The sequence below is a fragment of the Prevotella conceptionensis 9403948 genome, assembly GCF_000312305.1.
Lineage (GTDB): Bacteria > Bacteroidota > Bacteroidia > Bacteroidales > Bacteroidaceae > Prevotella > Prevotella conceptionensis.
The window spans coordinates 156365-178311 of record NZ_HE999444.1 but is presented as its reverse complement, the minus strand read 5'-3'; the positions used below and the strand labels follow the sequence as shown (position 1 = coordinate 178311).

The 21947-nt window shown below is 43.8% G+C and carries 20 protein-coding genes and 1 tRNA gene; 14 read left to right on the top strand and 7 right to left on the bottom strand.

Annotated elements, in window-relative coordinates:
* The first annotated feature begins 351 nt into the window (after nt 1-351).
* From BN93_RS02900 to pdxT, 5 genes are all read left to right on the top strand, one after another.
* A complete protein-coding gene (locus BN93_RS02900; protein WP_019186859.1) occupies nt 352-1176 on the top strand; it encodes a class I SAM-dependent methyltransferase in 825 nt (274 codons plus the stop codon).
* Nucleotides 1177-1613: 437 nt separating this feature from the next.
* On the top strand, nt 1614-2243 hold the full coding sequence (gene thiD / locus BN93_RS18995) for a bifunctional hydroxymethylpyrimidine kinase/phosphomethylpyrimidine kinase (protein ID WP_316928606.1): 630 nt from the start codon (nt 1614-1616) through the stop codon (nt 2241-2243).
* Nucleotides 2222-2725 (top strand): helix-turn-helix domain-containing protein, encoded by a 504-nt coding sequence (locus BN93_RS18990; RefSeq protein WP_316928605.1) that lies wholly within the window; start codon nt 2222-2224, stop codon nt 2723-2725. Before thiD ends, BN93_RS18990 begins: the two co-directional genes overlap by 22 nt.
* Nucleotides 2722-3597: a pyridoxal 5'-phosphate synthase lyase subunit PdxS gene (gene pdxS, locus BN93_RS02890; RefSeq protein ID WP_009230280.1), complete on the top strand. Its 876-nt coding sequence runs from the start codon at nt 2722-2724 to the stop codon at nt 3595-3597. The genes BN93_RS18990 and pdxS overlap by 4 nt, the downstream gene beginning before the upstream one ends.
* A gap of 4 nt (nt 3598-3601) precedes the next feature.
* Complete coding sequence (gene pdxT / locus BN93_RS02885) at nt 3602-4165, top strand: pyridoxal 5'-phosphate synthase glutaminase subunit PdxT (RefSeq protein ID WP_019186858.1); 564 nt, start codon at nt 3602-3604, stop codon at nt 4163-4165.
* 269 nt (nt 4166-4434) lie between these two features.
* On the opposite strand, the gene BN93_RS02880 is transcribed toward pdxT, so the two are convergent.
* Both BN93_RS02880 and BN93_RS02875 read right to left on the bottom strand, forming a co-directional pair.
* Nucleotides 4435-5214: a hypothetical protein gene (locus tag BN93_RS02880; protein ID WP_232211088.1), complete on the bottom strand. Its 780-nt coding sequence runs from the start codon at nt 5212-5214 to the stop codon at nt 4435-4437.
* Between the two features lie 212 nt (nt 5215-5426).
* The gene (locus BN93_RS02875; RefSeq protein WP_044259758.1) at nt 5427-6686 is read right to left on the bottom strand and encodes a hypothetical protein; all 1260 of its coding nucleotides are present in this window, start codon (nt 6684-6686) and stop codon (nt 5427-5429) included.
* A gap of 1659 nt (nt 6687-8345) precedes the next feature.
* Between BN93_RS02875 and BN93_RS02870 the strand changes: the two genes are divergently transcribed.
* Together BN93_RS02870 and BN93_RS02865 are read left to right on the top strand one after the other, a co-directional pair.
* Nucleotides 8346-8702: a hypothetical protein gene (locus tag BN93_RS02870; protein WP_019186854.1), complete on the top strand. Its 357-nt coding sequence runs from the start codon at nt 8346-8348 to the stop codon at nt 8700-8702.
* A 255-nt stretch (nt 8703-8957) separates the two neighbouring features.
* Complete coding sequence (locus tag BN93_RS02865; RefSeq protein ID WP_019186852.1) at nt 8958-9317, top strand: hypothetical protein; 360 nt, start codon at nt 8958-8960, stop codon at nt 9315-9317.
* 223 nt (nt 9318-9540) lie between these two features.
* Here BN93_RS02865 and BN93_RS02860 read toward each other — a convergent pair whose 3' ends face one another.
* The 4 genes from BN93_RS02860 to htpG form a co-directional block, all read right to left on the bottom strand.
* Nucleotides 9541-11115, bottom strand: coding sequence for an Rne/Rng family ribonuclease (locus BN93_RS02860; RefSeq protein ID WP_019186851.1), 1575 nt, complete (start codon nt 11113-11115; stop codon nt 9541-9543).
* A gap of 490 nt (nt 11116-11605) precedes the next feature.
* Nucleotides 11606-11890, bottom strand: coding sequence for an HU family DNA-binding protein (locus BN93_RS02855; protein WP_009230287.1), 285 nt, complete (start codon nt 11888-11890; stop codon nt 11606-11608).
* Between the two features lie 230 nt (nt 11891-12120).
* Nucleotides 12121-12194, bottom strand: a tRNA-Arg gene (locus BN93_RS02850).
* Nucleotides 12195-12347: 153 nt separating this feature from the next.
* The gene (gene htpG / locus BN93_RS02845; protein ID WP_019186848.1) at nt 12348-14402 is read right to left on the bottom strand and encodes a molecular chaperone HtpG; all 2055 of its coding nucleotides are present in this window, start codon (nt 14400-14402) and stop codon (nt 12348-12350) included.
* Nucleotides 14403-14750: 348 nt separating this feature from the next.
* Between htpG and BN93_RS02840 the strand changes: the two genes are divergently transcribed.
* The 7 genes from BN93_RS02840 (at nt 14751) to BN93_RS02810 (ending at nt 19931) form a co-directional block, all read left to right on the top strand.
* Nucleotides 14751-15560, top strand: coding sequence for a hypothetical protein (locus tag BN93_RS02840; protein ID WP_019186846.1), 810 nt, complete (start codon nt 14751-14753; stop codon nt 15558-15560).
* Between the two features lie 3 nt (nt 15561-15563).
* Complete coding sequence (locus BN93_RS02835) at nt 15564-16013, top strand: hypothetical protein (protein ID WP_019186845.1); 450 nt, start codon at nt 15564-15566, stop codon at nt 16011-16013.
* Nucleotides 16014-16144: 131 nt separating this feature from the next.
* Nucleotides 16145-16618, top strand: coding sequence for a TIR domain-containing protein (locus BN93_RS02830; RefSeq protein WP_019186844.1), 474 nt, complete (start codon nt 16145-16147; stop codon nt 16616-16618).
* 1 nt (nt 16619) lies between these two features.
* Nucleotides 16620-17261: an Nmad2 family putative nucleotide modification protein gene (locus BN93_RS02825; protein WP_019186843.1), complete on the top strand. Its 642-nt coding sequence runs from the start codon at nt 16620-16622 to the stop codon at nt 17259-17261.
* Entirely contained in the window at nt 17251-18252 is a 1002-nt protein-coding gene (locus BN93_RS02820; protein ID WP_019186842.1) for a nucleotide kinase domain-containing protein, read from the top strand. Before BN93_RS02825 ends, BN93_RS02820 begins: the two co-directional genes overlap by 11 nt.
* Nucleotides 18225-19226, top strand: coding sequence for a thymidylate synthase (locus BN93_RS02815; RefSeq protein ID WP_019186841.1), 1002 nt, complete (start codon nt 18225-18227; stop codon nt 19224-19226). Before BN93_RS02820 ends, BN93_RS02815 begins: the two co-directional genes overlap by 28 nt.
* Before the next feature lie 132 nt (nt 19227-19358).
* Nucleotides 19359-19931, top strand: coding sequence for a metallophosphatase domain-containing protein (locus tag BN93_RS02810; protein WP_019186840.1), 573 nt, complete (start codon nt 19359-19361; stop codon nt 19929-19931).
* Nucleotides 19932-20249: 318 nt separating this feature from the next.
* On the opposite strand, the gene BN93_RS02805 is transcribed toward BN93_RS02810, so the two are convergent.
* Nucleotides 20250-21008, bottom strand: coding sequence for an amidohydrolase (locus tag BN93_RS02805; protein WP_044259756.1), 759 nt, complete (start codon nt 21006-21008; stop codon nt 20250-20252).
* Nucleotides 21009-21947: the final 939 nt, after the last annotated feature.

The window sequence follows — 21947 nt, the reverse complement described above, 5'->3', positions numbered from 1 at the left end:
TTTGCTGGCTGCTATGTTGGTGTACCAGTAAAAGAGCAATGCCTTTTAGGGTACGCAAACCAAAGGTTTACCAAGTCGCAGAATCTATTTGGCCGCCCTTTATCCCACTATAAAATCGTCAATTCTACTCTTTACGCCGCCCCCTTCTGTCCATCTACACCGCACATCCATACCCCTACCCTTTCTCTTACACATTTATGGGTATAAGCCCAAGCCCATAGTGCCACTTTCTTTTTTACAAATCACCATTTTTGGCGATTGCCAACAACCGCAAAATTCCCTAAATTTGCAAGATAAAAGAACCGCACAAGCCGAGAGGAAAAGAAGACTTGCGCCATAAAACTATGCACAATGAACGATAAAATTGAAAGTAAACTGGCCAACGTACCCGAAACAATGCTCATCACACTTTGGGCCAAAGCAACCGAAACTGAACGCGCCGACGCACTGATTAAAGACGAAAAGGCCGTTGAAATGATGGGCAAGATTGACTACGACTTCTCGAAACTCAAAAAGGCATCGTTCTCGCAATCGGGCTGTTGCGTGCGAGCCGGACTCATAGACATGGAGGCAAAGGCTTTCTTGAAAGACAATCCCGATGCAGTGGTGATACAACTGGGGGCTGGAATTGACGCCCGATACGAACGACTTGGCAAACCCAAGGTGGGACATTGGTACGACCTTGACCTGCCCGAAGCCATCGAACTAAGGCGAAAGCTGCTGCAAGAGTCGGACGAGAATACCTTCCTAGCTCAGTCGCTCTTCGATTATTCGTGGTGCGACAAGGTGAAAGCCACGGGCAAACCCGCGCTCGTTATCATCGAAGGCGTAATGATGTACTTCGACCCCAAAGAGGTGCAGAGCTTTTTCAGCACCATCGCCCAACGTCTAGACAATGCCGTTGTACTCTTCGACATGCTGGCTTTTTCGCTTGTTGGCAAATCAAAGGTACACGACTCGTTGAAGAAAATGGATAAAGAAGTGGAATTTAAGTGGTCGGTGCTTAACACCAAGGACATGGAAACTTGGAGCAACCGCCTACATCTAGACAAAGAATACTATATGAGCGACTACGACCACGGTCGTTTCCCCTTTATCTTCCGCATGCTTTACCACATCCCCTACTTCTACCGCCGATTTAATCAGCGTGTGGTGAAGTTGAAAATTGGGGATTAGAGTGCAATGAAGAATGAATGGATTGACGGAGTGGACGAGAAGGCGAGTGGACAAGTTAACCAGTTGAAGAGTTGACGAGTTAATAAGTTGACTAGTTAACAAGTTCATTAGTTGGCAAGTTAACAAGTTGACTAGTTGATAGGCGAAGCCATTTTTTCACCTTTTCACTCTTTCACCTTTTCACTCTTTCACCTTTTCACCCTTTCACCTTTTCACCTTTTCACCTTTTCACCCTTTCACCCTTTCACCCTTTCACCCTTTCACCTTTTCACCTTTTCACCTTTTCACTACTTCTACATCCGCTTGTGCTTATACATTTCGACACAATTGTTATAAAAAAGGGAACTATATTTCGGTAGTTCCCATTTTTTTGTTTACTTTGCAAACCGAGAACAACAGACAATAAACGCAGAAAGGAACAGACGGCAAACCAAACATTGGAACAGCAGGTCACACCGATACTCACCATCAACGGCTCCGACGGCACTGGCGGGGCTGGCATACAGGCAGACATCAAAACGATTTCTGCCCTTGGCGGGCGTGCCCTTTCGGCCATCACATCCATAACCGCCCAAAACACGTTGGGCATTCAAGAGTTCTACGACCTGCCTGCCGAAACCATTAAAGGGCAAATAGAGGCCATTGTCAACGACATGCAGCCCGCCGTTGTGAAAGTGGGCATGATAAGAAGGGCCGACACCGTGGCACAAATAGCCCAACTGCTAAGGCAACACAAGCCCCGACACGTTATCTACGACCCCGTTATCGTGTCGTCGCAAAACGAGATGCTCATGGCGCAAGAGGTTGTCCACGAGGTTCGACGCAGCCTATTGCCCCTCTGTTCGCTAGTGTTGATGAAACGCGCCGATGCCGAACGGCTCACACAAACTGCGATTAACACGGCAGCCGACCTAAACCAAGCGGTGAAAAGTCTGCTTGCCGAGGGTTGCCAGTCGGTGCTGTTGCAGGGCAGCCACATGGCTACGCAAAGTCTTACCGACGTGTTCGCAACGGCGAAAGCAGCGACCCCACCTTCTTACCCTCGTTGTTCGGCGAGGGAGAAGTAGGCACTCGCCACGGACTTAGCGGCAGCTTGTCGGCCGCCATCGCCACATTCGTAAACGGCGGCAATGCCATTTTCGAGGCCGTAGTAAACGCACGCAACTACATTGCGCAGCTGCAACCCCAACATACGGGCATCATTGGGCGGAGTGGAGAACTGTTTAACGAGTTCACCCACGAGATAACCCAACACCATCGCACCAACAGCGACGTGAAATTTTATGCCGACAAACTGAACGTTAGCGCACGATACCTAGCTCAGGTTACGCGCCGCATAACGGGGAAAGCGCCCAAGGCCATCATCGACGAATATCTCACGCACGAGATAGAGCAGCAGTTGGCCTTCACCCCGAAAACCATTCAAGAGATTGCCTACGCCTATGGGTTTCGTTCGCAAGCCCATCTGGCCAAATTCTTTAAGAACATTAACGGGCTCGCTCCTAGCGAGTTCAGAAAAGAAATACTTTTAAACAAACAACAAAAATGAAAGAGAACAGACAAGAACTGAACCGCAACTTGGCACAAATGCTTAAAGGCGGTGTTATCATGGACGTTACAACCCCCGAGCAAGCACGCATTGCCGAGGCTGCCGGTGCATGCGCCGTTATGGCATTGGAACGCATCCCTGCCGACATCCGCGCAGCTGGTGGCGTTTCGCGTATGAGCGACCCCAAGATGATTAAGGGCATCCAAGAGGCCGTTTCTATCCCCGTAATGGCCAAATGCCGCATCGGACACTTTGCCGAGGCACAAATTCTGCAAGCCATTGAGATTGACTACATCGACGAGAGCGAAGTGCTTTCGCCTGCCGACGATGTCTACCATATCGACAAAAACAAGTTCGATGTTCCTTTCGTTTGTGGAGCAAAGAACCTTAACGAGGCCCTTCGCCGCATTGCCGAGGGTGCAACGATGATTCGTACAAAGGGCGAACCCGGAACGGGCGACGTTATTCAGGCCGTACGCCACTTGCGTATGATGCAAAGCGAGATACGCAGACTAACCTCGATGAGCGAAGACGAACTGTACGAGGCCGCCAAAGCCATGCAAGCCCCCTACGAACTAGTGCGTTACGTACACGAAAACGGCAAACTTCCTGTTGTTAACTTCGCCGCCGGTGGCGTGGCTACGCCTGCCGATGCAGCCTTGATGATGCAGCTAGGAGCCGAGGGCGTGTTCGTTGGTTCGGGCATATTCAAGTCGGGCGACCCCGCCAAACGTGCTGCCGCCATCGTGAAAGCCGTAACAAACTTCAACGATGCCAAGATGCTGGCCGAACTGTCTGAGGATTTGGGCGAGGCTATGGTTGGCATCAACGAGCAAGAGATAGCACTGCTGATGGCAGAGAGAGGGCAATAAGGATATGCGAATTGCCATTCTTGCACTGCAAGGCGCATTCATCGAGCATAGCAAGATGCTTGCGCAACTCGGCGTGGAGAGTTTCGAAGTGAGGCAAGCCGCCGATTGGGAACAACCCAAAGACGCGCTTATCATACCTGGCGGAGAAAGCACCACGATGCTCAAACTGTTAAACGAGCTGAACTTACTCGCCCCCATAAGGCAAGCCATAGAAGACGGACTGCCCGTTTTTGGCACTTGCGCTGGCCTTATCTTATTGGCCAAGCACGTGGTGGGCGACGTTTTGCAACGCATATCAACGATGGACACCACCGTTTGCCGCAACGCATACGGCCGTCAGCTGGGCAGTTTCTTTGTCAAAAGCAACGTGAAAGGCATCAGCCATGCCGTGCCAATGACCTTTATCCGCGCGCCCTACATCACCAACGTGGGCAAGGATGTGGAGGTGTTGGCCGAGGTTGACGGCCACATCGTTGCGGCCAGACAGGGTAAACAACTGGTAACTGCCTTCCATCCCGAACTGAACGACGACCTTTCCATACACCGCCTGTTTGTGGAGATGGTGTAAACAGTTAGGCCAATCTCTCTTTTCAAGGGAGAGCGGAGAACACATAACCCTACTACTTCGGTAGTTAAAGCCAACTTCAATCGGCCATTAGCACCTCTACTTGCCAATAAGGGTAAGCAGAAAAGTTAATGGTCGATTTACTTTATACTTTAACGCATGCTCTAAATGCTTGGATGAAAAGCTTTTTGCACACATCCCATCACCGTCCAAGCCAGCGCATGCGCGCACCATTTACCAACAGTTTTTCCACAGTCGCCTCAATTTGGCAGCTAGTGTCTGGTGTTTTTTCTCTTTTTCTTTGCGCCTTTTTTCTTTTGGGCTTGCTTTTTCTTATTCAGTTCATAGAGGTACTTCCCTTCTATTGTTGTGGGCAATCCTTTCGCCATAGCATAGAAATCCCTCATATCACCACTTCCACATTCATTCCACTCCTCATGTTTTAGCACATACAATGTCTCGCCTGTTGTGCCGTCTATCAGGTATTTGTCACCATGGTGCGAGCGTACATGTTCTAGGTAAAACACCGAGTACCACGGCTTTTTTAGGTCTCTCTCGCCCTCAGAGCGATGCACCCAAACAAGCCTTTTCTTATTCAGCAGGTCGCATCCATACTCGCTACTCATCTTCTCAATGAGGTCGTTCAGCTTAAACTTATAAGGTTTGCTGTGATCTATTATTTCCGTTATACGCCCTAACGAGTCGTAGCGATACGAATTACCTATACTCAACCCATCGAAAGACACGGACAAGTAGCGCAGTCTTCCCTTTGTGTCGTAATTGTAATAGTAGCTGTACGGCGTGCGAAGTTCGTTACTCGTCTCAATATAACCAACAAATTTCCCGTCAGAATCTTGCATTTTATATTGCCTTACCGACCTATCTCCGGCCTGAAACTCATAATCACCCAAACAATTTTGGCTCACCTCAAAGTCCCTAACGTCAAGGTACTGCACCAAATCCAGTGCCCCTTGGTGATAAGTACTATCCGCCTGCGCACTCCCACGTGTGCAGACAAATAGCGTAAGGGCTAGAATAACAAATATTTTCATTGCACGTTTGTTTTTATGTTTTACTACTTTATTTGCCACTAAGGCCCAACTGCCCGCCATAGGCAGTGTTGTTTCAGGGCAATATCGGGGTTAAATGGGCCTTGCATTCCCCCACTCCACCCCGCTCTTTCCGCTTTTATCCCATCCGTGCCAGCCATTTAAACACAACCTATCTATGAATGAAAGGCGCACGCTGATGGCCACGAACAGCGTTATTGCCCAACAGCTTTGTTGTAGTTGAGAATGTTCTCGCTCATCTTATTAAAGCCAGGCAGGTTGAAGTAATGCTGCTTTTCTAAATATTGTCTGAAACGGTTGTCGTTGCGCAGTGCATCATCATAAAAGGGAGCGCCTTTGCGGTTGTACTTTTCCCTAAGCTTAATAAGGTAGTATGCGGTGTACGCCGCAATCATATAGCGTTCGTTTTTTGTGAACTGCGAAAACCAATAGGCACAATCCGAGAGGTCTTTTTTCAGCAAGGTTTCGCCATAAAAGTCGAGCACATCCATCCATAGGCTGTTTTTATCGCTCGTAGGAAGTTGCAAAAGCGTCTTAAACAACCCTTCGCGTATGGCTACGTATGGTTTTTGCGTATAGATTTTGCGCGCAAAGGTGTTATACATAAATCCCAATCTTGTTTCTCGTAAGTCCGACTCCCACATGTCGCTCTTCAATTCCTGCATCATTCGCTTTAACATCTGCCTGTTAATCAGTTCATTCTTGTCGTATCCGTATGTTACGAAGAGGTCTTTCAGCCATAACGGGGCATACTTACACAACCACAGGAAACTTTCCTTGTCGTTGTTAAACAAGAAACGATTAATATGTATGATGCCGTTACCCAACCTAAAACACATCTTCCCGTGTATTTGCCGAACACTCTCTATGTCCATCGGAGGAGACGAAATAAAGTTGTAGCCCTTAATAAAGAAATCGTTCATGCAACTAAACTTAACGTAGTTTTCATCGTTTAAAGACTTCCTCTCGCTTTCTGTCCTGTCCGACCACCCCCGCACGCAGCTAGGAATAGTAAAGTAATGCTGGTGGTCGAAAACGTAGGGCAGGTTCTTTCTTTGCATCGAGTCTATACCCAATTCTGCCAATCGCTGTTCAAATTGTTGGTTAGATATGGGCTTAAAGCCGTGTTTCACCAAGTCGTTAAAGGCGTATGGTATGTAGATATCCACCATTTTTTCGTCAACACATATCTCGTCTTCTCCCTCTTCTTCCTCTTCTTCTCCTGCCGAGTCGCTTGGCGTTACATCAAAAAACGCTTTGTAGCCACTAAGCAGCGAGTCCATTCCTGCCGAATCAAAAGGCAACACCAAATCGGGAGATATGCCCAAATGGTATTGTGCATTGAGGGCCAATGCCATCTTTTGTTTATTCACGCTTGTGTTTTTGGCAGGATGTTTCTGGCTGCTTGTTAGGAGTAAAACACCCAATATGGCGACAAGTATGGTCTTTTTCATGCTCAAATCGTTTTGTTTAGACGTACGCTTAGTTGTTTGCAACAGGCTTTCTTACGCTGGGATGCCAACATAAAGGGGCGAAGGGTTTTCCTGCGTTGACTGTTATGCTGCAACAAAGCTAGTAAATATATTTCACAACTGCAACAGAATGGAAAGGAAAAAGAAAGCTGCAAAGCCCTATCAACCATTAAGCAGCTCGTTATGCTCCACTTTACGTCAGTTTCAACAACTCATTACCTTACATACATATAAATTAAGGCCTACTTTAAAAATTGCCTTACACAACTCAAAAGCTTTTGAACCCATTAACTCAAAACATTATTAACTCAAAACCTTACCAACTCATTAACCCAAAAACTTATAAACTCAAAAACTTATAAACTCATTAACTCAAAATCTTAATTTCTTTACTTTTATTTTACGGTTCGCTTCTAAATTTCACGCCGTTCTAGCGAAAATACTGGCTAAAAAGTAGGTAAATTTCTACCATTTTCAACCTTTCATGTCCCTCACCCTGTCTATTTTTAAGAACAAAACCTGTATTTTGCACCATTTTACCTTTCTAGTTTGGTTGGAAGTCCGATTTATTTCAAGCCCAAATACACCCATTTTACCCCTAAAAACCCACTTGTCGGTAGACATTTTGCCCTTTTCAGCCATGTTTTTAATGGCTCTTAATGATTTTATTTATACCATTGCAGTGTATATTCATGCTTTTCGTCTCGCATTCTTCTGCATTTAGCACTGCATTTAGCACCATTTTGCCTTGCATTTAGCAGCAAAACGCAGGGCATTTAGCACCAAAACGCACTGCGTTTAGCGGCAAATTGCAGTGCGTTTAGCACCAAAATGCACTACATTTTGCTGCTAATAGCCCAAAATTTGGTGTAGATGGCGGTGCTATTAAATAAATATTCATTATGGTCGCATTTACAACAACCCCCAATTTGCATCAAAACAAACCTGCGCGAGAATCGATTTTTTGCGGTCGAACAAACAACTGGTGAGAAAAACAGGCACTCATAATGTTAAAATTCACACGTAAAATTTGACAAGTTGACGAGTTGACGAGAGTGTCGGTTCGTGAGTTTACGAGTTGACAAGTTAATGAGTTCATTCCATCTTCAAGGCACAACCACATTTTGCCACAGACAAAGAAACCAGATTTTCAAAAATACAGAGCCTGGATAAGGTTCTTCGCCACGAGCAGGGTGGTTTGTCCTGGCCTTACAGCGCAATGACAATACCCCTCTCTCAATTTATAGAAATAACAAAAGTAAAAACAGATTCTATCAGTGAATTTAATCTCACATTCAATTTTTCGACAACAAAATATTGCAAATTAGAACTTTTTTACCTAACTTTACGGCATAAACGCAAGTTTCGTTCGCACGTTCTCGTTTAGTCGCGAGTTAATGCGGAGCCATACAGGCCACCTTGTAAACTTGCTTATTCGTAAGCTCGTCAACTAACAGCTGGCCTTGTCAACTTCTTTACTCGTAAACTTGTCAACTTGTTTACTCGTAAACTTGCCAACTAACAATACAACGCCTATGAATACCGATACGCCACCCTACACCTATTAACACCGGCAAGCCATTGTTTGTCGGCAACGTTTATTAATCCTTGTTACGTAACAAATAATTAATTCAAAACAAGATGAAACATAAAATACTTTTATGGCTCATGCTTTTCTTTTTCCCTTTAGCTTTGGGTACGGCCTGCAACACGGAGGTGGATCTTAAAAGCATAAGGTACGAAGGAGAAGTACTCGTGCTCATTAGAGAAGGCAAAAACTGGCCTTACAACATCGTTAGAGTTACAAAATCGTCTTCTAGCAAAGGGGTACCGGTAGGGGTAACTCTCGGTTTCGTTGGCACGGGATACGACAAACAGATGAGCGAGGGGGACATTGTTCATTTCCATGTGATAGATTTCAAAGAATGGCAATGGCCTAAGACAGAAGATCTCCGATGGCCAATGTTTATCGGAATAGTAGAATTTTATGATAACTAACAACGCCAAATAATAACGATTATGAAACGATTATTCATTATTACATTCCTATTATTGATTACAATCGTTTCTAGAGTTGCATCCAAACAATAATATTGTAACAACCAAAAGCAATATATTGCAGGGCGAGGATTACGCCTCGAACATCTACAAGAGTGAGGGGGAAAGCCCTATTATTATTCGTCCAAGGATAGTTCTGATGCTTAACACTGGTAAAACAATTGAACCCATCCTAAAAAAACAATTCAAAACAATATGAAACATAAAATACTTTTATGGCTTATGCTTTTCTTTTTCCCCTTAGCTTTGGGTACATCATGTAACACCGAAGTGAATCTTGAAAACATAAAGTATGAGGGGAAAATACTGTCACTTATCAAGAGCAACAACCATGAGCGTTATAACATTATTCTAATTACAAGTTCTACATCCAGAAAAGGAGTACCTGTGGGTAGCTCTATCGGTTTTTATGATAGAGACTTCGGCGAAAAGATGAACGAAGGCGACATTGTTCATTTCCGTGTGCCGATGTTTAAAAAATGGGTTGGCCCAGAAACAGCCGACCACCTTTGGCCAGAATATGTAGGAGTGATTGATTTTAATTATAATGAATAACCACTAGAAGATAAAAAATAATGAAGAAAATATAGACACGCATGATTAGCCTACTTATTGATGACTAGCCTACTGACTTGTAATCAACAAAAAAGGAGAAAAGCCACACAGGCCTTTCCCCCTTCTTTAATAGTCTACTTTTCTTTTTCTCGCAAGTCTAATTCGTGGCCTTGGCATGCCGAAAGTCAATGGCTTTCGTTCATGGCCGTTGCCGTTTGAAACGCTACTTTGTTTCGATCTCTTCCTTCATGTCGATAAACTGCTTCTTTGCATCGTAAAACTCGTATTGCAAAAAAGCCAACTTCTGCGAAGAGACGATGTGCAAGCCAAATCCGTACTTCAATTGCCAACGTCTTTTTAAGGAGAATACCCCCTGATTGATAAAAGCGGCAACGTATGGATGCACGTGCAAATAGAATTTCTTTACGCCAATTTTGTTAACCAGTCGGTCTATCTTACCTTCCAGCTGGTCTGTAAACAGGATGCTCGACTTTATTTTTCCCTTTCCAAAGCAGGTAGGGCAGGTTTCGTCTACACTTACATCCATTGCCGGGCGCACGCGTTGCCTTGTAATCTGCATCAGTCCAAACTTACTTAATGGCAGGATGTTGTGGCGTGCGCGGTCTTTCTGCATGTTCTTGCACATCCTTTCGTAGAGCATCTGTCTGTCTTCTGCGAGGTTCATGTCGATGAAGTCCACCACGATGATACCTCCCATGTCTCGCAGTCGCAGCTGTCGGGCCAATTCGTCGGCGGCACCGAGGTTCACTTCAAGTGCGTTTGCCTCTTGTCCCTTTTCCGAACGCGTGCGGTTTCCGCTGTTTACGTCCACCACGTGTAGCGCCTCGGTATGCTCGATGATGAGATATGCGCCATGTTTGTAGTTGACGGCTTTCCCAAAGCTCGACTTAATCTGCTTGGTGATGTTGAAGTTATCAAAGATTGGCACCTTGCCAGAGTAGAGTTTCACGATGTCTACCTTGTCTGGGGCAATCATAGAGACATAGTGCCTTACTTCTTTGAAAACGTCTTCATCGTTTACGTAGATATTCTCGTAGGTTGGGTTGAACAAGTCGCGCAGCAATGCTACAGCCCTACTCGTTTCCTCGAACACCAGTTGTGGCCTCTTTTGTGTTTTCTGCACCTTTTCGATGGCCTCTTCCCAGTATTTGGTAAGGGTTTTAAGCTCGGCGTCTAGTTCTGCCACCCGTTTGCCTTCGGCCACGGTGCGCACAATGACGCCGCAGTTTTTGGGTTTAATGCTGTGGATGAGCTGTTTTAGTCGCGCCCGTTCTTCGCCGCTTTTGATTTTAGAAGAGACAGAAACTTTATCGTTAAAGGGAATGAGAATGAGATAACGACCGGCGAACGACAATTCGCACGTTAACCTCGGCCCTTTGGTAGATATGGGTTCTTTAACGATTTGCACGAGCACCTCTTGTCCCGAAGTGAGGGTTGTTTGCACGCTACCATCCTTTTTCAGGTCGGGTAGCCTTGATGCTTTTGCAAAGGGATAAAGCTTTTTCCTGTCGCTCTGCACCTGTTTAAGGTACTTGGCGTATGAGTCGAATTGACTTCCTAAGTCGAGATAATGAAGAAAAGCGTCGCGTTCAAATCCTACGTCTACAAAACAGGCGTTTAGCCCAGGCATCAGTTTCTTTACCTTTGCCATGTAGACATTGCCAACAGAAAACGACACCTCTCGTGGTTCGCTCTGATATTCCACTAGCTTTTTGTCTTCTAGCAGGGCTATCGAGATTTCTTTCTGTTGAACGTCAATTACTACTTCGCTAGTCATCTTCTTATTAGCTCCTTAGTTTCGTCCTAAATGTTTGTTAGGCATGTTCGATAAGTTTTTGCGCATGGTGCATCGCTGCACCAACCTGCGCGGTTCGGGGTGTACGGCATTTGCCGGGCTTTGTTTGCATGGTGTTTGCAGGCATGAGGGCCGCCACTGCATGGCAAAGCCCACGAGGAAAGCCAACCACCCTTGTTAAGAAACTTATAGGCGCGTTCTATAAAAGTGCACCAATGGCCATTTTATAGAACTCGCCCAAAAGAACCGTGCCTAAAAGGGCGGCCCAGACGTCCTCCACGGATTTACGGACATGCCCTTCAATGGCGAATAAGCTCTTTGCAAGTGCGGTTACTTGCTCTTGTGCCTATTCTTTCTCAGTCTCTTTTTACGCTTGTGAGTAGCCATCTTGTGGCCTTTTCTTTTCTTTCCGCTTGGCATAGCTGTAATTTTTAATTGTTATTTATAATGTATATGTTATTGTCGCAACCTTTTATTGTTCGCCACGCATGCTTTCAACAAAGCTCTTGGCGGGCTTAAAGCACGGCAAGTCGTGTGCGGCAATGGTGATGGTGGTGTTCTTGGCGATGTTGCGTGCCGTTTTGGCAGCGCGGTGCTTGATGATAAAGCTGCCGAAACCACGAAGGTAAACATTGTCTTTCTTGTCCAACAAACTGCCTTTAATGGTCTCCATAAAGCTTTCAACCACTACAGAGACGTCTTTCTTCTGAATACCGGTCTGTATGGCAATCTCGTTGATAATATCTGCCTTTGTCATTTCTTGTTTTTGTTATTTTATGGTTTCACATATTTCTCCCTATTCGGATACGGAGTGCAAATATACGAGTTTTTTATGTGATAAGAAAATATATTTACCATTTTTTACGATTGGAAGGGCGTTTTTGTTTGGTTCAAAACTTGCTTATTCTCAACGGCTTACACAGCAACGGGTAAGCAATGGCCACAAAAAAGGCCGACACACCGATGGTGTGTCAGCCTCAATTCTTGTGATTCCGGCGGGATTCAAACCCACAACCTTCTGATCCGTAGTCAGATGCTCTATTCAGTTGAGCTACGGAACCTTGTTCCGAATTGCGAGTGCAAAGGTATGGAGTTTTTTTCTTTCCACCAAATGTTTCGTTAACTTTTTATCAAAAAAGTATTGTTTTGGGCGATTTTACGCCTTATTTCGGGGTGCGAAGGGGCGTTTATAGCCCCTTCGCTACACCAAAAACTTATTTTATCAATGCCACCGAACGTTTTAAAAAGGCATCGAGAGCGGCGCCTTTCAGCAGTCCGTTTTGCAACAAAGCTAGGTCGATGAGCTGGTGAACGATGTCGTTACCCTTACCAAAGTCGGCCAATGTGGCTTGTTTCCGTGCACGTTGGTCGGCAATTTCCTTTTCGGTTTTGCTCACCTCGGCACGTTCTTCCTCGGTAATCTCTTCGGGTTTCTTGGCCGATTGTTGCTGGCGCAGTGCGGCCAAGCGAGCCTCCAAGCCTTTAATTTCGGCCTCAACGGGCTGCAATGTGTCGGCCGTAGCTTGCTTGCAAGCCTCCAACACGCGTTTTATCAAGGCATGGTCGCTGTTCAACACCACGCTATAAGCATCGGGCATTTGCGCATAGAAAGCCATACCAGCCTGCAAACGGCTCATATCCTTCATGCGGCGCATGTACTCGCTTTGGGTGATCAATATGGGTTGTGCCGTTTCGCCCATAGCCTCTACCTCGGCATTGAACTCAGCCTTGTCGATGAGCGGCATCTGCGAGCGGAACACTTGCGAAAGGTTTTCGCGGTCGGCCTCGTCTATATTGCTCTTCGGGGCGTCGTCTTTTTGTATCAGTCGCTCCACAATGTCGCTGTCTACGCGCACGAAGTGGCACTTTTCCAACTTCTGTTCCAACATCGACGCCACGGGGACATCTAGTTCGCCTTCGAGCAACAACACGCTATAACCCTTGGCACGAGCGGCCTCGACGTACGAGTATTGTTCTTCTTTGTTGTTGGTGTACAGGCAAACCAATTGTCCGTCTTTGTTGGTTTGGTTGTCCTTAATAAGCGTTCGATACTCGTCGTAGGTGAAATACTTGCCGTCTACATCCTTCAACAGGGCGAAATCTTTGGCTCGTTCGTAGAAATCTTCTTGCGAAAGCATGCCATAGTTGATGAAAAGTTTCAGGCTGTCCCACTTCTCTTCAAAGCCCTTGCGGTCTTCTTTAAAGAGACTTTGCAGGCGGTCTGCCACCTTTTTGGTGATGTAGGTCGATATTTTCTTCACGTCGCCATCGCTTTGCAGATAGCTACGGCTCACGTTTAGGGGGATGTCGGGCGAGTCGATAACGCCGTGCAAGAGCGTAAGGAAGTCGGGAACGATGCCTTCTACTTGGTCGGTTACGAACACTTGGTTGCAATACAGCATCACTTTGTTGCGCTGCAACTCGATGTTGCTGTGTATTCGGGGGAAGTAAAGCACGCCCGTGAGGTTGAACGGATAGTCTACATTGAGGTGAATCCAGAACAAGGGCTCATCCTGCATGGGATAGAGCGTGCGGTAAAACGCCTTGTAGTCTTCGTCTTTTAGCGTGCTGGGGGTCTTTGTCCACAGTGGTTCCACATCGTTAACGATGTTGTCTTCTTCCGTGTCCACTTGTTTTCCATCCTTCCATTCGGTCTTTTTGCCGAAGGCGATGGGGATGGGCAAGAACTTGCAATACTTATTGAGCAGCTGTTGTATGCGCGTTTTCTCCAAAAACTCTTTGCAATCGTCGTCGATATACAGCACGATGTCGGTGCCGCGGTCGTCTTTCTGCACCTCTTCTATTTCGTAAGCGGGCGACCCATCGCAACTCCACTTCACAGCTTGCGCACCTTCTTGGTAGCTGCGCGTTACTATTTCCACCTTCTTGCTCACCATAAAGGCCGAGTAGAAACCCAGACCGAAGTGCCCGATAATGGCGTTGGCGTTGTCTTTGTACTTGTCGAGGAAGTCGGTTACGCCCGAAAAAGCGATTTGGTTGATGTATCTGTCAATCTCGTCGGCGGTCATTCCCACACCACGGTCGCTGATGGTTAGCGTACCTTTGTCGGCATCCAGGCTCACGCGCACGGTTAAGTCGCCTTGTTCGCCTTTAAAGTCGCCGCGCTCTGCCAGCGTCTTCAACTTCTGGGTAGCGTCTACGGCGTTAGAAACCAGCTCGCGAAGAAAAATCTCGTGGTCTGAATAGAGAAACTTTTTTATCACGGGGAAGATGTTCTCTGTTGTTACCCCAATGTTTCCTTTCTGCATGTTATATATATAATAATGTGTTAAGTTCGTTATAATCGTTATACGTTTGCATGATATGCAAACTTTGTGCCAAGATAGAAGGAAGAGACGGGGATGGCAGAGAAAGAACAACAAGGAGGAAAGGAACAATAGAATGCAGGAAATGATTTCATTATGCATAGCCATCATCCTTAAAGCAACTATACTACAAAATAAGGAGCCAACAACAGCTCCCAAATAATGAGGTCTACCTCATTATTTCGGCATAATGACAAAGTTGCACATTCCAACACAGAATGCAAAAATTCCTGTCACTTTAATTCTTCTTTTACGTTAAGAATGACTAACTTTGCAACAAAATTGACTAAAATGCATATAGAATTCAGCCTTGAACTAGGAGCAGACGACTCTGTTACAGATAATTTTAAGACCTTATATCAAACAGGTTACGAATTCCTCTCAGGACAAAGGTCGATGGTAGAAGAAAAAATAAGTCCTTTTCTTTTACCAAACGGTTCAATTGATGGAAGTAAGATGCAAGCAAACTGGTTTCCGCAAATTGAGGCTGATTTCTTCATATCACACTCTCATAAAGACAATAAGCTTGCTATTGCCCTTGCTGGATGGTTGAAAATAACTTTTGGGTTAACTGCATTCATAGAGTCATGTATATGGGGCTACTCTAACAAACTCCTAAAACGAATAGACAACACCTATTGTCACAACATTAACAGAAATTCATATAACTATAATAAAAGAAATTACTCAACGAGCCATGTGTACGTGATTTTCTCTGTAGCCCTCACTCAAATGATAGATAACACAGAGTGTTTGTTTTTCCAGAACACCCCCAACTCAATTACACCCAATGCAACCATTAATCACACTGAATCCCCTTGGATTTATTTTGAAATTGCGATGTCGCGTCTTATCAGAAAGAAAGAACTTGTGAAATACTGGAACGTAAGCCTTGTGGAGTCCCAGGAATATTCTTCTGTCAGAAGAACATACTTAAAACTTCAGTACGATTTGGCGACAGACCACCTAATAGACATCGATGCAACAACTTTGGAGAAGTGGGAAAATTACCACTCCAGAAACACTTTACATAACCATTGTCCTACACGATGTCCCAATAAATTCAAAGCACTAGATACGCTATACAAATTAACAACATAAGAAATGGAAAGTAATAAAATGACGGAGTTCATAGAAAGTTCAGCAGTTCAGAATCATATTTCTATGCTTCAAGGAATTATCAACAGAATGGCAGGCAACAGCTCTAACTGTAAAAACTTGACAATTACCATTGTTGCCGCCGTTTTGGTCCTTTTTGTTGACAAAAATCCCAAAACACCTAATGCTTGGATTTGCCTTATCCCAATAGGATTATTTTATTTACTAGACTGTTACTATCTAGGATTAGAGCGATTGTGTATTTCATCTCAAAATAACTTTCTGAAAAAAGTTCACACTAATTCGGATTATATGGAGAGTTTATATAAAGTAGAAGAACTAAAAGGCGGATACAGCCAAATTTGCAGCACATTTAAAGCAATGGCATCCGTCTCAACAACCCCATTTTATCTAATTGTTGCAATTGTAGTTCTAGCCTTTGATTGCATACGATAGCAAAAAGGATGCAGGGAAACAACAAACACAAATAAACAATGTTTTCGTTCTTCCACCATAGACTATTAGCAGCAATATTCTAACAACTGATTTTTATAAGTTTGTGATAATAATCAATTGTATTAACAACTATGCATAATATATTCATTAGTCATTATGGCGAAGATGAGAAACATCTCGATTCCTTAAAGCAAAGGCTTCGGGAACGAGGATGTGATGTAAGAAATAGCTCTGTTGAAAAAAAGAAGTATCGACCTTATAAGGTAACCGACGCCACAATCGCACGCTATCTCCGTACTTGTATTAAGTGGGCGAAAACTTTCATTCTAATGATAGGAGAACACACACATGAGCGGCCTTGGGTTAATTATGAAATTCGCAACGCGGCACGTCAGGGGAAAACTATCGTTGGTATCTATGAACACGGATGCCAAAATAATGTAGAGTTGCCTGAGGCTTATAAAATGTACGGAGGCAATCCTTTGGGATGGAATTCTCTTGACAAACTTGACAGCATTATCAAGGGTGAAATAACTGCGCCAGAGGCTCCTGATGGTTCTCCTGCACGCCCCATCAATAATATTATCCGTATAAATTGTAATTAATATGAATTGTTTTAGATATAAAATAGAACATGATTATGGTTTTGCTCCAAATCCATTTCATGGGACTCTATCTTTAGCGGCATGTAAGGGTCAGTTACGAAATAACAGACACTTACAGATTGGCGACTGGATTTTGGGCCTTGGCAGCAAATCAATGGGTAATCTCAATCACCTTGTATTTGCCATGAAGTTGGAAGAAAAAATCACTTTTGACGATTACTGGACTGATTATAGATTCCAGTGTAAGAAACCAAACATCCACGGTTCATTACTTCAAATGTATGGAGATAATGTATATCATACAGATCCAGAGACAGGTAAAGTTATCCAAGAGAATTGTGCCCATAGCCAAAGTGATGGTTCCACAAACAAAGATCATTATGATAGAGATGTGTCAGGAAAATATGTTCTTCTTTCTAAGACGTTTTTCTATTTTGGCGACAAAGCCCCTTTGATACCAGAATGTTTCAATGAGATCTATAATGTAGGAAGGAGCATTAAGTTCAAAGATTTATCTGATAAATCCGCATATACAAATGACTTCATCAGCTGGATTCAATCCAACTATGAAATTGGTATTCATGGAGATCCATGCAATTGGAAAGAATTTTCCTTTCCTAAGATGAATATATATGAAGACTAAAGAGATAATACCCAACCATCAGACACTTTGCTACTATTTTTACTTCATGCAGGAACGCATGGAAATATTTTGGAGGAAATGTGGCAGCAAAAACCAAGGTGAATATACAAACGATAACATTCTCGGTACTTACAAGTTTACAAATGTTTATCGAGTTTGTGATCGGGTAAGTCAATACCTTATCGAAAAGGTCATTTATAAAGACATAGAGAGGTATACACCAGAAGATACCCTCTTAAGAATTCTCATATTTAAGATATTTAACAAAATTGAAACTTGGGAATATATTAAGGACGGGTTAGACTCTGAAATAACAATCGGGTCATTTAATGCTCACAAGATAAGCGCCCTCCTCTCCGCTCGACAGAAACACACACCAATTTTTAGTAACGCTTATATGATGGCCGGTAGTCATAAGAAATACGATTACTTACGAACAAAACATGAAAAGTGGCTTACTATGGTCGAAAAAGAGTTTCTACAGGTAGGATTGTTCAATACAATCCTCAAGGCAGTTTCACTAGAAGAGGTGTACCAAATACTAAATAAATGCTCATTTATAGGTCGCTTTATTGCTTACCAATATGCAATTGATTTTAACTATTGTCCCTATTTGAATTTTAGTGAGAATTCGTTTGTGAAAGCTGGCATCGGAGCTATTAGAGGGATTAAGAAGTGTTTCTATAGCTATGGTTCCAATTACGAAGATGCAATATACTACATCCAAGAACATCTTGATGAGTTGAGGAAAATGTATGGATACAATGAGTTCAAATCTCTACCTGGTCATGAGCCCACGTTGATAGATCTCCAAAATTGCTTTTGTGAAACAGATAAATATCTGAGAGCAAAAATGCCAGAGTTAAAAATGGGCAATGTTCGAATCAAACAGAAATACAAAGAAACTCCATCCCCTATTTACTTTAACTTTCCTCCAAAATGGGGGATTAACACTGGCGACCTATGTACCAAGCCGAATATAAAGGAATAAACTCATTTTTAAGAGATGCGTGTCGGCTACTTCTCAAAGAAGGGATCTGCCGTGAAACGCGCGGTATGAAATGCTATGAATTACCAGAACCTGTCATGTTCAAAATATCTGATCCAACAGCGCGATTGGTTACGATAGCTGAAAGAAATTGGTATGCACCTTTATCGTATGGCGAATCGTTATGGCTTGCCGCAGGAAGAAATGATATGGAATATATCAATCTTTATGGTAGCAACATGAAGAATTTCTCGGATAATTGTGAAACGATGAGAGGGGGCTATGGGCCTAGGTTAAGACACTTTAATGGTAGTTCTATCGATTATGATATCCGCCAAATACGAGAGGTGTTTCCTATGGAAGTAGACCAGTTTCGATATGTGGTGGAATGTTTTAAGAAAGATGAATGCACTCGACAGGCGATTATCAACATTGGTGATCCCATAAAGGATTGTTTTGATAAAGTAGGAAACCTAAAAGTAACAAAAGATATTCCATGCACACGGATGCTTCATTTTATGAAAGATGCTAAAGAGAGGAAGCTAAATCTGATAGTATCCATGCGTTCTAATGATCTTATATGGGGAGCTAGTGCTGTCAATGTCTTCAACTTCACTCTAATTCAAGAGTATTTTTCTGCAATTTTAGGAATGGAAATAGGCTGCTATTACCATATTGTCAATAATCTCCACTACTATGAGAATAAAAGAGAAATGGTAGAAGCCATTGCTGCTGTTGACGAAGTGGAAGATGAGCATTTTGAGTACAACAAATCTTTTCAATCATTGGAGGTTTTTGACAAATTTATCTTTGAACTATCAAAGGAAGAGCAAAAGATGAGACTTGAGGGAGACAATTACAAATATCATTCTTTTTCAGATCCATTTATACAAGATTGGTATAATGTCCTTTATACAAGGTTAACAAAGAGAAAAATTGACTTCATCAACCCTGTCTTAAAATCACTTATTATCTAATCATACGTGTACATTTCATTCCAAAAATCGTGGTGTATTCGATTTCATCAGTTTACCAAGATTACGTATGAATGTTTTGATAATCAGGGGAATTGTATTTTGATTCATGCAATGCACTCATCGCCCCACAATATGACCATCCTACAAATCTCCGACACCCACAATCGCCACGGCCTATTGCAAGACATGCCAATGGCAGACGTACTGATTCATTGCGGCGACTTCACTGACAGGGGAACGGAAGCAGAGGCGTTGGACTTCCTTAACTGGTACATCGCCCTACCCCATCCGCACAAACTCTTCGTAACAGGCAATCACGACCTCTGCCTTTGGGATGCCGAGGGCATAGTCGACCTACCCCCAAACGTGCTATTTCTTCAAGATAAGGCATGCGAAATAGAGGGTGTAAAGTTCTTCGGACTAGGTTACAACCATTCTGAAAGACTTATACCCAACGATGTTGACGTGCTTATCACCCACGAACCACCCATGATGATACGCGACAAGTCTAACGGAACACATTGGGGTAACCTGCCACTCCGCAATCGCGTAATGGAAGTTAAACCCAAGTTCCACCTCTTCGGTCACGCCCACGAGTCGTATGGCACAGACGTATTTGACAATACCGTGTTTTCCAACGGCGCAGTATTAGACGACCAATACCACCTAGTCAACGCCCCCGCACTGCTTACACTCGAAACGTAAACAAAGGGTGGTTAGTTGACGGGGTCACAAGTTGACGAGTAGACCAGTTAACAAGTTGACGAGTTATAGTGAAACAGAATTGCATTTGGAAAATAGCTGTTAGAAGAATGCAAGACGTGTGTTGCATGACTTCAATAACCCCTTGCACAGAGGAAAAGGAGAACTTTTGTTTACTTACGATGCAGCTATGGCTTTCCAAATCCAATTCTGTTTGACTATAACAAGTTGACTAATTTACAAGTTAGCCTGATGTTAAGCGAAGCCATTTTTTCACCTTTTCACCTTTTCACCTTTTCACCTTTTCACCTTTATAAGCCCTCACAATATAAACACATCGCCATCCCTCATCACAGGGAACGTGCGGCGCAGTCCTTCCAAACATTCTAGCGAGAGCGTGGCATGCGCCACATCCACCTCGTTTGCTCTGCATTCGGCCAGCGTTTGGCCTTGTGGGTCTAGTGCAACAGTCCCTCCGCTGTAAGCATTAGCAGGGTCGTTGCCCACGCGGTTAACACCCAACACAAAGCATTGGTTCTCGATGGCACGCGCCTTAAGCAACGTTTGCCAAGCAAAAAGGCGCGACGTGGGCCAATTGGCCACATATATGGCCACATCGTAGTCGCCCCGGTTGCGACTAAACACGGGGAAACGCAGGTCGTAACACACTTGCAAGAGAAACCGCAAACCACCATAGCGCACCACAACTCGGTCTTCGCCCTTGGTGTAAAGTCTGTCTTCGCCGGCGTATGTAAAGAGGTGTCGTTTGTCGTAATGCCATGTGGTACCCTCGGGCGTAACGAAATAAAAGCGGTTATGTCGCCTTCCAGCCACTTCCACCGCCACACTTCCTGCCACGGCACATCCCCTACGCTTGGCCATGTCCACCATCCAACGATGCACTTGCCCTTCTTGTGGCTCGGTAACAACATCTCCGCCCACCATAAAACCCGTTGCAAACATTTCGGGCAAAACGAATAGTTGGACGTTGGGATGTTCGTCCATCAGCCGTTCCACACGTTGTAGGTTCTCTTCCTTATCCCCCCAAACGATATTTGTTTGTAATAGTGCTATTTCCATTGTCCATTTCCTCATCTTTTGTTTTTTCGTCATGCTTTGTTTCAACCGCAAAGCTACCATTTTTCAACCGAAACACCAAAAGAAAGCTCCACAAGTAAACTCAACAACTTAAAAGCTCATTAACCCATCAACTCAAAAACACAAAAACTCATCAGCTCAAAACTTAAAAGCTTATATTAATCTTTACAAAACACCATCATGCCCACACACCATTCTAGAGAAAAACAAAGCGTTAAAGTATGCAATTAGCCCCATTTTTTCCATTCGCGCGCCCCATTTTTTGTTCAACATTAAGAACAAAAATTGCATTTAGCACCACTTTACCTTTCTAGTTGATGCCCAACACGCAAAAAAATCATTGCCAAAAACCAGCTGTTTTCACCGAAAAAAGCACCTTTAAAGCTACTTTTGCTCATGTTCAGCACAAGTTTTCTATCTAATAAAAATACATTAAGCCGCAACACCCAGCGCATTTTCATTCATTTAGCCCCATGTTTAGTACCAAATTGCATTGCGTTTTGCACCAAATTGCATTGCGTTTTGCACCAAATCACACTGCGTTTTGCACCAAATTGCACTGCGTTTTGCACCAAATTACACTGCGTTTTGCACCAAATTGCAGCATTTTCCGCAGCAAATAGCCCACATTTATCTTAAAGTTGCAAGTTTATGCAATATCAAAAGCTTTGCCACCGCTTTATAGTAACCTCCCTTTTGCACAAAAAGAACGCTCGCGAGAATCGTTTTTTTCGGGTCGGGTGGACGATTGGTGAATTATAAGCCACTCATAATGTTAAAATTTATACCATAAAATTTACAACATCAACCTTCCCCCTCAATCTTAATTACAAAACTAATCGCCCGCTTAAATCAGTCATTCGTTTAAAACTTCCAACAATACTAATTGTACGAAAAAATGGCAGAATTGTCCACAATTAC